General features: G+C 33.2%; 5 protein-coding genes. 1 reads left to right on the top strand and 4 read right to left on the bottom strand.

Annotation, left to right across the window (positions count from 1 at the left end; all coding sequences use genetic code 11):
- Window positions 1–23: 23 nt before the first annotated feature.
- Window positions 24–476, bottom strand: a complete 453-nt coding sequence (gene bcp, locus JOD96_RS17605) for a thioredoxin-dependent thiol peroxidase (protein ID WP_209565540.1) — start codon at window positions 474–476, stop codon at window positions 24–26.
- 272 nt (window positions 477–748) lie between these two features.
- On the opposite strand from bcp, the gene JOD96_RS17610 reads away from it, so the two are divergent.
- Window positions 749–1,399, top strand: a complete 651-nt coding sequence (locus tag JOD96_RS17610; RefSeq protein ID WP_209565541.1) for an endonuclease III domain-containing protein — start codon at window positions 749–751, stop codon at window positions 1,397–1,399.
- Window positions 1,400–2,206: 807 nt separating this feature from the next.
- Here JOD96_RS17610 and JOD96_RS17615 read toward each other — a convergent pair.
- The 3 genes from JOD96_RS17615 to JOD96_RS17625 form a co-directional block, all read right to left on the bottom strand.
- Window positions 2,207–2,605 carry a hypothetical protein gene (locus tag JOD96_RS17615; RefSeq protein ID WP_209565542.1) on the bottom strand — a complete coding sequence of 133 codons (399 nt, stop codon included), beginning with the start codon at window positions 2,603–2,605 and terminating at the stop codon, window positions 2,207–2,209.
- Window positions 2,606–2,608: 3 nt separating this feature from the next.
- Complete coding sequence (locus JOD96_RS17620; protein ID WP_209565543.1) at window positions 2,609–6,661, bottom strand: DUF6443 domain-containing protein; 4,053 nt, start codon at window positions 6,659–6,661, stop codon at window positions 2,609–2,611.
- A 64-nt stretch (window positions 6,662–6,725) separates the two neighbouring features.
- Window positions 6,726–12,878, bottom strand: a complete 6,153-nt coding sequence (locus JOD96_RS17625) for a fibronectin type III domain-containing protein (RefSeq protein WP_209565544.1) — start codon at window positions 12,876–12,878, stop codon at window positions 6,726–6,728.
- Window positions 12,879–13,757: the final 879 nt, after the last annotated feature.

Raw genomic sequence — 13,757 nt, forward strand, 5'->3', positions numbered from 1 at the left:
AACTTGAAACCTGAAACAAACATTTATTTCAAAATCTGAGATGCGTGTTCTTTGGTTTTTACTTTTTCTATAACTTCTTCAATAATTCCTTTTTCGTCAATTACGAATGTTGTTCTGTGGATTCCGTCGTATTCTCTTCCCATAAATTTTTTGGGTCCCCAAACACCAAATGCATTGATGACTGATTTGTCTTCATCCGCCAGTAAAGGAAATGGAAATTCGTATTTGTCTTTGAATTTACCCTGCGCTTTCTGACTGTCGGCGCTTACTCCCAAAAGTTCATAATTATTGGCTTTAAAACGCTCAAAATTATCTCTTAGATCACATGCTTCTGCGGTACATCCTGGTGTACTTGCTTTTGGATAAAAGAAAACGACTAATTTCTTTCCTGCGTAATCTGCCAGTTTGTGTGTTTTCCCGTCCTGATCTGTTCCTGAGAAGTTTGGTGCTTTGTCGCCTGTCTTTAATGTTGTCATTCTTTTTATTTTAGATTTTAGATTGTAGATTTTAGATTGTGGATTTTAATCTCGTAACTTATAACTACTTAAACTTCTAACTTTTTATGCCCCAGATTGAAGTGGAAACCCCGGAATTGTGGTGGTCTATATTTTTTGCACTAAAAAAGCGACCAACGGAAGCTCTTTTTTGTGCTTAAAAATGTAACTAACACAATGAGGAGTTGAAACGAAAAGCTGGATTAGGCACATCATTAAAATTATACTATTTTTACGGGATTAAAATTACGGAAATGAATAAAGAAGCTCGCGTACAATTTGTTATAAATACGTTAAAAGAACTCTATCCTACTATACCTGTCCCTCTTGACCATAAAGATCCTTATACGCTATTAATCGCTGTTTTACTATCCGCACAATGTACAGATGTTCGTGTAAACCAGATTACACCGTTATTGTTTGCAAAAGCTGATAATCCGTATGATATGGTTAAAATGTCGGTGGAAGAAATTAAGGAAATTATTCGTCCGTGTGGTTTGTCACCAATGAAATCTAAAGGTATTCATGGTTTGTCTGAGATATTGATCGAGAAACATAATGGTCTGGTTCCGCAAAGTTTTGAGGCGCTTGAAGAATTACCTGCTGTTGGTCACAAAACTGCAAGCGTGGTAATGTCACAGGCTTTTGGTGTTCCTGCTTTTCCGGTTGACACACACATTCATAGATTAATGTACAGATGGAATCTTTCGAACGGGAAAAATGTGGTTCAAACTGAAAAAGATGCTAAAAGATTATTTCCAAGAGATTTATGGAATGATTTACATCTTCAGATTATTTGGTACGGACGTGAATATTCTCCTGCAAGGGGCTGGAGCTTAGAAAAAGATATTATCACAAGAACTATTGGCAAGAAATCTATTATTGAAGAAATGAGCAAATTTTAGATTTCTTAGCCAGTAGAAGTTTCTTTTTAATTAATTTTAAATAATTGGGAAAGTATTTAGATATATTTTTTTCTTGACCTTTTAGGAGCAATTAATTGCTATTAATCATTCCGTTGTTAGAAATTCCATAATATATCTCTCTATCGCTATTAACCATCTTCAAAACTTGGTAAAACATCAAAATCAATTTTACTAATCGTTATACAAGTCTATACTGTGAAACTTTCTTTTCATAAATAGAAATTTAATTTAAAAATCTTCCATATTTTAAAACAGTGTAGGCTTTTAAAGCTCCTCTTCTTCAACAAAACCCTATAAATTTCTTTAAATTCTTATATCTCATTTTTGTGGTTGATTAGTACCTCGTTATTGGGTAGATAAAGAAATACCATACAAGGGAGGTTAGTCAAGCATCTTTACAATAAATGCTAACGAATCTCAAAAAGTAGCTTTTTGGCACTCTTTTTTCAAAAATATTTTTCTGGATGGCTAAATAAGTGTCCTAAAATGAGACACTGGTCTGGGAAGTTTCAAAAATTAGAAAATTTTAGCTTAAAACATTGATGATATCGGTTGAAACAGGTACAGAATTTATAGTATGGGAGGTAATCTAACACTGACAATCTCGATATTTAGTATTGAAATAGAAGACACAGGGAAGGAGAATGTTCTGAATACTATTTTTCTATTCTATTGAGTTTTCTAGTATATACAGGCTAACTTGAATTCTATTTAACAGTTTCATACACTTTAAAAATACTAAAAAAGAAAAAGCCACGATTAATGAATGGTTTTAATTTCAATTAATTATATGTTTTTTATAGAAGAACGTAAATGTATTTTCAACGAATCTTTTTTCTTCCTCTTATTGTAATATTTATCGATTTCTTCCTTAGAAAAATAGCAATAAACCATATAACTATCAAAATCTTTATCAGTATACGCAGATGTAACATTAACAATATCATATGCCATAAAAAATACTTTCGATTCTGCTCGATAATTTCGTGTATTATTAATTTCGCCGCTTAAAAAGTAAACAACAAATGGTAGATAATGTTTTCTTTTCTTTTCTTTTAATATACCGTATATTTCTTTTTGTTTATTTATATAAGTTTCAACTTCATATTGCTTATATCCTATAAAAACAAGAATTACTGTAATAATAGTTATTAACGATTTCTTTAATATCATTCTTTTTTTCATATACTATTGTTTTGCCCAAGATTTTCCATTCCATTTATATGTTCCCGCAGATAAATTGGTGAAATCAGATATTAGATTAGACAATCCAGTAGCTTTCTTTTTTGAATCTTCTTCATTTTGAGCTGTTTTACCAAAATCAAAGTTTAAGTGTGTAACTTTATTTTCATCATTTTTAAAATAATAATCAGCACCTACAAAGCCAGCGTCCAACATTTCACCTGCAGTAGGGAATTCAGGACTATTGTACCACATCAATTTATCAATCAAGGCATCAGCTTCATCTTCCGAATAACCTGCCTCAATTAGCGATACCATTAATATATTTTTCGCTCTTCCTGTACACCAAAGACCTCCTTGGTCCCTACCATTTCCTGCTTCGTTTGCTATAAAGCTAGCTATAATTTCTTCAACATCTTTTGGTAACTTAACTCTCATACGAATTACCACATCGCCACTTTTTGCATAATCCATAATAGTTTTTCGTTCATTAATATATCTAGAAAGACCATATTCATTATAATAAGAATCAGGAGACTCTTCTCTTGTCGCTGAACCACTCAAATTTCCATATGCTGTATTATGGTATCCTGTAGGTCTTGCCCCTAATGCTGTATGCCCATTAATATAATATGTAGCATGGTTGTACCATGTTCTTCGTGGTCCAATGTAGTAAATATAGACATCTTTACCATCTGGGTCTACAAACAAATTTGGATTATTTAAAACATAGTTATACGGAGATACTGGTACATAATTATCAGCATTCGGGTCAATATTCATCCATCGACCAATTGCAGGGTCATAATTTCTTGCTCCATAGTCATACAAATTCAATTGATTTCCGCCAATACTCTCGTCCTGCAGTTCTTTCCCATTGTACTTATACTTTTGACCCGTACTATTTCCTTTTCCTAAGACTGTTACTCCATTATAACCTGAATGTTTTAACCCAAAAGGATAATAATTACTTTCTTCTATAATTTCAGAACTGTAAACCGTACCATCGTTGTTCGAATCACCATAGCTAAGACGAATATTCCCTAAATGATCTTTGTATTGGTATATATAATTAAAAATCCCTGCATTATGAGCCACATATCCCTCTGGCTGAGGAAAATATTGCAATACATTATTTTCATATTGGTAACCATTTGAATAATCTGTCGTTATTGTTCCTACCACTTTTCTCTGTTTTACACCGGTGGCATCATACACATAATTAATACTGCCACTTGTCAAAGTTATTTGGTTTGGAAGATTCAGATAATTATATGTCATAGCTGTTATACCTTTGTTGGCATCAGTTTTCATATTACCATTTGCATCATATGTATATTCTGTAATCGTATTACTTCCGTTTTTAAAACCTTCATTGTTTGCTGTATTATCTTCAACTTTTTGTAACCTATTTCCGGAATCGTAACTATATGTCAGGTTGTCAATTGTTCCAAAAGTAGCACTTCCGGGAATAGTATTCCCATTTCTGAATAATGTTTTTATATTACCGTTTTTATCATACGTTGGATTTTCATTATAGAATCCAAGATTATCTTCGGCAGAAGTGATTCGATTTAAAGCATCATAGCCATAATTATAATTTCTTATAGAACTGTCAGTATTTGCTGTTCTCCAAAATGTTTGGCTAATGTTACCATTATATAAGGGTGTACCTACTGATGGGAGATCATAATTAATCTTAAAAGCAAACAAATCTGTACCTATCACATTTACATCGTTTATTGTTTTTAGCCATCCTCTTATGTTATAACTGTAATCTACATTTTGTAAACGATTTTGACTTGTTTTTCCTCCTACTGATTTGTTTACCAATTGTCCCAGATCATCATAACAATTGAATACAATAACTTCTTCAGGCTGTGAGTTTATTTTTTGTTTTTGTGTTAAGAATCTTCCCATATGATCATAAACAAATTGGTCTATAACAGTTGTTGTAACCATTGCCTTTGTATGAGTACTTGTTGTCTCTGTTACCTGTCCCGTAAAATCAAGCTTACTTTTTAGTGCATTTGTAATTTCGAGATAGTCATTATAATTGTAACTATAAATTGGTCTGCCTTTAGTATCGTAATAAATTATATTGGTAATCCATTTAGTTGTTCCTAAAACTCTCACCTTACTTCCTGTTGGCAATCCTTTTACACTGTTTACTGGCACAATGCCATAAGAAATAACAGCTGATGGTAATGGTCCTACTAGATCAAAACTATAATTGTCATAATAATTAATAATATTCAAATTAAAATTATTGTTAGGAAAAGCAGTATTGCTATAATATGCGGTCATATCACCAATAATTGTAGCACCTTGCAGTTGTTCTGACGTAACTGCTATACTACCATTCGCCAAATCCTGTACTGCTTTACGATTTAAGGCACTCGTATATTCCCCTGTATAAACAGGCCTGTTTAAAGCATCGTATTTGGTTAAAAGCCATTTATTAACTGATCTAAGGTTACTGTCCTGAATTAAAATTGGCCTATCTAACTTATCATAGATGATATATTCCCATTCTTTACCAGGAAGTTTTTTCTCTACTAAGCGGTTACGGTAATCATATTTATAACGGTAGCATAATAAGTTGAGTGTCGTGTCATCAAAAGCTCCATTTGCTAAAGGTGGTAATACATAACATAGGTTTCCATATTCATCATATACATAATAGGTATCATGAGGATCCTGGTTATTATAAGTTCTTTTTAAAACTAGATTTCCGTCTTTATCTTTAAATTCTTCAGTTGTTTTATCTAAACCTGATACCCAATTTTCATCTTTTGTGATTGTTTTATAGAGCTGCCCAACGCCATAAGCAGTTGTTTGTGTTATAGATGTCTCATAAAGACCTAAATCAGGCAGACGATCAGCACTCACAGCAATAAATAGTTTTACTTCTCCTGAAGTATTGGTTCGATAATTTAACTTAATTTCATGGCCTAAAGTTGATTGTGTTTTCCAATTATTTCCAGGGGAAGCTTGTTTAAGTATACGATTTAATGGAGAAACTTCAAAGGATTTTTCACTAAAAGGATTTAAAGTATTTTCATATTTGGGCGTATTGTAATAACTTAATGTATTTGCGACGGCATTGGTTTGTATTAAACCATCAGTACTCGATATTGCGTAAGGCAGATAATCCTGAGATTGTCTGCCATAATTATCATATCCTATGTGTGTTATAATATCGCTGAATTCAAATCCTTTGATTATTCCGGAGATACTCGCTTGATTACCATCAATCTTTTGTAACAAAGGATTATAGAAATACTGACTTACTCCAAGATCAGTTGAGTAATATAAATAACTTCTGAAATAGGCATCTGTAGTTGTGCTACCCCATTTGAAGTCAGTTCCATTTAATACTTTATTACCAGCCATATCATAAACACCACTTACACCCGAATAACCTCCTGCATAAGTTGCCGGATGGATCATACCCACCATTAGATACCATGTATCTAAAGCTGGCAAATTACCATACCAAAAATAAGGATTGGAATTAGCGCTGCCATCAAGATTTACCACATTTTGTGTACCGTGATAAGTGATTCCATTTTGTCCTCCTGTCCGTTTTACCCAAACAGCATATTGATACGCTTGGGTTTTATCAACCGGAATTAAAGATGTATTCCATCCACCATCTGCGTCACTTGCTGCATCATTGATACATCTCCATAATCTGTCAATTTTACCAAACGGATTCTGTCCATTTATTCTAATATTTTCTGTCAATCCTCCATTTTGTGTAAAAAAGGAGATCACACTGTTTCCTAAAACCCAGTTATTATTCCAATCTAATAAATTTGTATTTACTTTATTAGGACCTTTATTGATACCAATAGTCTGCTTTGGGCGACCTAAGCCATCAAAATAAGTTATATTTTTTTGTATGTCCGTTTTAGGCAACAAATTATAGTCACTGCTCTGCACTGCCTTTTGTGGAGTTTCAGAATAAACAAAATTTTCATCACTAAACTGCTGTGCTCCGACACTTATAGTACTTAATATGAATAGAAATAATATATATAGATGTTTTTTCATTTTATGATTTTAAATGTTTTTTTACTCTGGTTTAATAACAAATTGATAAATAAATTTTTGATTATCAATTATTTGCTGTTGACCAGTAAGTCAAACCTCCTCCCGGATATAAAGAATAAGCTAAAATCATTTGAGAGCCTGTAGCTCCCCCATAACTTCCAGATGCGGGAACAGTTGAACCACTAGTAACCATAACATAATTATTGGATATAAAATTTTGTCCATATTGCGTAAAAGCAGCTCCTGCACCTATAGTAGTTCCGTTTATATTAACATAGCCACTTCCTGAGCCCGATGATGCTGAAGCAGACTGAACTACAGTGTAAACATAAAGTGTGTGAATTAAAGTATTTACTATGATACCGTTTAGTCCCGCTCCTCCATTGGCAGGATATACACCAGAAGTTTTATAAAATCCTAACATCGCCGAGCTCGTCGTCATTGTAACAGGAGAAGACAAAACACCATCACCAGTTGTATTATAAGCGAGAATCTGAATAGAATAGGCTGTTGCAGCTGCTAATCCTGATAAAGATCCAGTAGTATTGCTAACATTAGCCGTAAATACTCCGTTTTTATATATTTTATATCCGATTGCCCCGGCAACCGCAGACCAGGAAAAATTTAGAGATGAAATTCCTGAACTAACAAAGTTAAGCCCTGTTGGGACCGCAGGCAAAGTTAACATTGATACTGTAGGTGAAAAGTCACTATTGCTATTCTCAGTGTACGCTCTTACCTGAACATTATAAGATGTTGAAGCTGTCAGCCCGGTCAAAGAGCCTGTATTAGTTGGTGCGGAAACAGAGCTAATATAAACATTATCCTTATAAATTTTATATCCTGTAGCTCCTGTGACAGCTGTCCAATAAAAGCCTACCGAAGTAGATGTAGCATTATTAAATACCAATCCTAGTGGCGCTGTAGGAGCTGTAGCCATTGAAACAAGAGAAGAAAATGCACCTTCTCCTGAAGCATTAGCCGCCTTTACCTGTATACCATATGTTGTTGCAGCAGTCAGCCCTGATAAAGAGCCTATGGTTATTGGTGCTGCAACACTGTTAACATAACTTCCATTTTTATAAATTCTATATTCCGTAGCTCCTGAAACAGAAGACCATATAAGACTTAATGACGAAGTATTATAATTTGTTAAGCCAAGAGAGGTTGGTGCTGCTACTATTGTTGACATTAACTTAGGAGAAGATAAGTCGCCATTGCCAGATGCATTGTAGGCAAGAATCTGAATATTATAACTGGTTCCGATCGTCAAGCCTGATAAATTTCCCGTAGTTGTTGTCACTGAAGTATTATATACTCCATCCTTGTATATTTTATATCCAACAGCTCCTGAAACTGGTGTCCATGAGAAGTTTAATGATGAAACAGTAGCACTAGTCAAAGTTAATCCTTTAGGTGCTGATGGTGCTGTACTCATAGAAACAGTTGCTGAGTAAGCTCCATCACCTGAAGCATTTGTAGCTACTATTTGAATACTATAGTTTGTTGAGGCCAATAATCCCGATATAACCCCTGAAGATTCGGGACTGGTTACAGAACTCACATATACACCATCTCTATATATTTTATAACTCGTAGCCCCTGTTACAGCTGTCCACGAAAAATTTAATGAGGTCGAGGTAGCACTTGTAAAGACAAGTCCTGTAGGAGCTGACGGCAATGTGGTCATAGTAACAGCACCAGATAACGGGCCATCTCCTGAAGCATTTGTAGCCAGTATCTGAACACTGTAAAATGTTGAAGCTGTTAATCCTGATAAAGACCCTACAGTTGTTGATGCATTGACACTGCTCACATAAGTTCCGTCTTTGTAAATTTTATAGCCCGTAGCTCCTGCAACAGTTGTCCATGTGAAGCTTATTGAGGTCGAGGTAGAGCTTGTAAAGACAAGTCCTGTAGGAGCTGACGGCAATGTACTCATATAAACGGAGCTAGATAAAGAGCCATCTCCCGAAGCATTTGTAGCCAATATCTGAACACCGTAAGATGTTGAAGCTGTTAGTCCTGATAAAGATCCTATAGTTGCTGGAGCAGCAACACTGCTAACATAAGTTCCATCTTTATAAACTTTATAACTGGTAGCACCTGAAACCGCTGTCCATGAAAAATTTATTGACGAAGCCGTGGCACTATTAAAGACTAATCCTAAAGGTGTTGATGGTAATGTAGTCATAGAAACAGAAGCTGATAAACTACTATCATCTATACCATTAGTAGCTAAAACCTGAATAGAATAAACTGTTGAAGCAGTCAGTCCTGATACTGAACCTGTAGTTACAGGAGCATTAACTGTACTTGAATAAATACCATTTTTATAAATCTTATATGCCGTAGATCCCGTAACAGCTGTCCATGAAAAGTTTACTGACGAAGCTGTAGCACCTATAAATGTTAATCCTGTTGGTGCCGGAATAATTAATATACAGGTACCATTTGCATTAACAAAATTTTGTCCATGTGCTGTTACCTCTGTATTTGCTTGATTATCTGCATCTGCTTGCGAGATTGTTGAAGCATATATTCCAGCTGGAACAGTATAGGTATAAGTCGATCCTTTATAACCCACAGCACAGGATTGTTTTGTAAAAGTGGTACTCTTAAAAGCATTTTTATAAATCATTTGTACGCCCGATCCTATTGTACAATCCGTTTGTTGTCCTATAAAATTATAACAATACCTCTGCAGGACATTTAAATCCTTGTCTTTTATGAATTGTAATCTATTTAAATTATCATAACTATAGGTTGTTTTATTTCCTTTAGGATCAGTTATTGTACTTACTCCAATCAGTGGTAAATAAGTATAAGTAGTAACCAAAGCCAATGGAAGAGCAGCTCTTAGATTATCTAAAGCTGTTAATAATTGTGCTTCCGTACCAGTATTAGAGGCTGTTTGGACAGCAGTGATTAAACTGGGCGTAATATTACTATATTGCGAATTTTCAATTTTAGCAATAGGATATTGTCCATTATATCCCCATATATAAGAATTGTAATCAGATTCTTTCGAAACCTCTGTCAGGTTAAAAAAACTGTCATAGGAATTATAACTAATCTTTTGTTCTAGTGGACTGGAGCCTTTTGCATTTTTGTATTTACTCAAGGTAAAGATGTTTGGAATTGCCGGATTGTTTGAACCACTTCTAAAGAAATATTCGAACTCTTCGTTTGAAACTACAATATTATTTTTCTTTGTTTGTTTTGATAGTACCGGTGAAAGAACATTTTTATCTGCCATCAAAAGAGCTGTATTATTTAAAGAGTTACTAGGAAAATCTTTAGGATACATGCTTAAAGTTTCAATAAGGTCATTTTTACTATTGTTTGACTTGCTGTATGTCATTTGATTATAAGCATTATAAGTATAATCTGTTCTTATCGTTACAGATTCCGAACCGTAATATGTTTTCTCTGTACTTACAAGAAGTGGCGAGTAAGAACCTCTTATCGGATAGACACCAACTGTGTAATTGGCATAAACCCCATACATATTGCCGGATGTGTAATACTTTTTCTCACGGAGTATGCATTTCATTCCACTGAAACAATTTAGCTTAACAAATCCATAACCATTCGATATTTCTTTCAGTAAATTATTATCTTTATCATAAATTTCCTGCTTACTGAGTAATCCATTATCTTTATCATTTTGAATAATAGGCATACGAAGCTCTGCATAAAATCCCTGTACCGTACTGCCTATCTCAGGATTATTGACGAAATATTCTCTAATTCTACCATTTTGTTCAACAGCGTTTGCATTATCAAAATTAATATTCGATTCATCGACACTATCATAACCGACAAATCGTCCCTGCCCATTACCAGAAGGAGCTGTAAAGTTTCTGGAGTTTAAAATTAATTTATATCCTATAGATTGATTAACCTGTATATTGATCCATCCATAATTTGGTATCCAAACTTTATTAAAATAGTTCATTCCTCCCATCAATTTTCCGCCTTGATAAGAATAGCTTTTTTTTGTAGCCTTTGTATAGTACTGCGAATAATTGATAATTTCCTTTACCCTGATTCCAGCGCCAACACTCTCTGTTTCCAAAATTGGTTTATAATCATTATAGGAAATATTAAAAGTTGCCTGACTTGAATTTGTCGTACTAGAACCATTGTTTCCACAACCTCCACTTACCATAAAATATGCAATACCTTCAGATAAATTATAGGTAATGTTTGATGAAAATTCATCAGCATTTACATTAACTGTTTTCCCTATTTTACCACCTTCATTATCCACATAAGTATTATAAAGTTGTGGATTTGACGGATTTTCGTCAAGAAAATCTAAGTCAACAGCAAGAACATATTTTAGACCGTAAGAATTTAAATGTGCATTATAAGAAACATTGTTTTTTATATAGTCCATTAATTCCTTTTTAAAATGAATGACTTTAAAAAAACAACTTGAGTAAGCCTCAGGATATGTCGGATAACATCCTATTGTACTAAGCATTCCTGAAACTTTAAAGATTGTATTTCCCCCTTCTATCAAAACAACCTGATCCAAATTTAATGACGTATTTTGTACGGTTGATAATCTAAAACTTTTTGGAATTCCCTGGTTTACACTTGGGACTTTAATATTTGAAAATGAGTTTAATTCATAATCAAAAGTGGTAAAACCGCCCGTAGGATATGTTATTTTGTTTAAAACAGCCGCTTTTGCATATTGAAGTACACTACTATTAACATTATCTTTATAAGCATAATATTGTATCTGTTCTCTGGCAATATTAAATTTATAAATATCAATAAAATTCGAATTATTGGTCAATACACCATTGTAATTTCCCCAATAGTCCTTTGCATATGAAGTTTTTTTCGGTAATGCTTCAGTATTATAGTCAAAAACATAAGGATTCTGCCCTGCTTCTTTAACAGACAATAATCTTAATCGGTGTGTGAGCTCCTGAGGCGTTTTAATCGTTGAAATAGAACTAGTTAAAAAGGAATCAGAATTGGTTCCCGATGTGTGACCAATAAAATAATCATAACTAAAATCAAATTTTTTAATTATACTTCCGCCTGCTGTTTTACGCAATTCAATATTATCTAATTTTTTTGATCCGACTAAATCAATTCTGTCCGAATAATTAAATAATAATACACCATTAGTAAATGTTATTTTATTTAGATAAGAATAAGCCTGACTAGTATAAGAATAACTGGTAAATGTGTCACTCATTTCATTTGGAAATGGTGTAGATCCCATTTGTGCATCATAAAAAACCTTAGATTGTGAAACACTTGGGTAATTTTTAATTGGATTTGTAGTCGTATAATCTAAATATACAGTATCTCCTTTATTTGTAACTATTTGTGTAAGCTGATATGCTCGAGATGAAACAGTACCAGCTATATCCGGAGCTATTGTTGAAGCCCCCTGAGGCCAAGCTTCTTGTTGTGAGGTGTTTTGATCAATTATTGTTTGTTCTTTTAAAGTAAAAGTAAAAACATGCCCATCCGGAACTAAAATAGCAAAGTTGGTAGGAGCATCTACACCATTATAATTAAAAGCGGTGATTCTAACTTTATTATCAGTAAGACTTTCAAATTTATTGTTTTTCCAATCTAGAATAAATTTTCCTGAATATCCGGGAACAGTAAAACTAAAAATATCAGGCTGAAAATCTTTTTGACCAACAACTAAAGTATTAACATAGTTATTATCTCCAAAAAGATATGCAGTTGGTGTTTCTCCTGTACCTGGAGGCGTACCACTAAGACCAAGCAAAAAAATATCACAATTACTTACAACAGAGCTACCTGAAGCAGGACATGAACCATTACATTGCACATCAATAATATTAGCAAAATTTGGCATGGTACGATTCCTTGTTAGTGATGCAAAATCATCAAATCCTTCTACTTGCTGTATGATACTCCAGCTTGCGTTTAATGTCCAGCCCAAACCTGTAGATCCTGCTTCCTCCTCGACTTTGAATCCATTAGAATGATAATTTAGTTTAATGGGAATAGTAAGTCCTTTGGGTTCAAGATTATAAATAGGTATTGAAATTTCAGGGACGCCCGTATACTTACTAACTGGTGTTTCAGTAAATTTTAAAAATTCAAAACTTTTAGGGCTTGTAGGCACTAATGTTGGCAATTTATTCGATTCATTTATCTGGCCTAAACATAATAGTGGGAAGAAAAAAAAGAAAAAGAGTTGCTTCATATTTTTATTTTTTATTAGCAAAAATTATTGTTAAATAATCAGCATTTAGTATTAACCTCGGTATAATTAACAGAGAATCAAAAGACAAAAGACAAATCATAAATTTTATCATTTTATTAAAAAATAATTAATTTTATAGGTTAAATAAGTATTAAATATTCAAAAAATTAACACAATATTACTCTTTTTCTTTCATCTAAATACATTTAATTCACAAAGTAAAAAAAACATACCATAAGTATCTAAAGATTAACAAATTAAAACCTAATAGATAAGTTTTTGTATAGGCTAAAAATTTGGATTGTGGTAAAAAAGAAATATGTGTAATGATAACTATTGTATATAAGGTTCTTGGTGACAACCATGTTCTATAGTAGTTGTGCATTTTTGTGAGTTAAACTATCCTCAATAAGAAAAGTGATCAGTATCGTCTTTATAATTCAGTTACCGCTCTTCTATTTTTTTTCAATACAGTAGTCAACTCAATAGAGCCTGGTTTTTGTCATAATTTCTACACAGTGGATCATAAATAGATGCTGTGCGGCAGTTAAAGTGTACGTTGAATCGATAATCACAGGAATTCCCTTCAGATTTTCCACCTTTTTTCTCTAGAAATTCGCTTCCGTTCAAAACTGGTATATTTAGAATATCAAATAAACCTGTAAATCTTCGAATTAATTGGTTTTAGGTGCAGGAACCTATTTGTATTACGCTTAAAATTCAAATTTTATTATATCAAAAAAAGCTGTTTACTAATTGTAAACAGCTTTTTTTGTTAGTAATTTGTCTAGTCCTGAAATAGCGATACACAAAAAGTATCATTATGGAAAAAGATCAAGAATTACGCTATATAAAGCGTACACAAAAAGACTACACTAT

This window comes from Flavobacterium sp. 1355, from assembly GCF_017833415.1.
Classification (GTDB): domain Bacteria; phylum Bacteroidota; class Bacteroidia; order Flavobacteriales; family Flavobacteriaceae; genus Flavobacterium.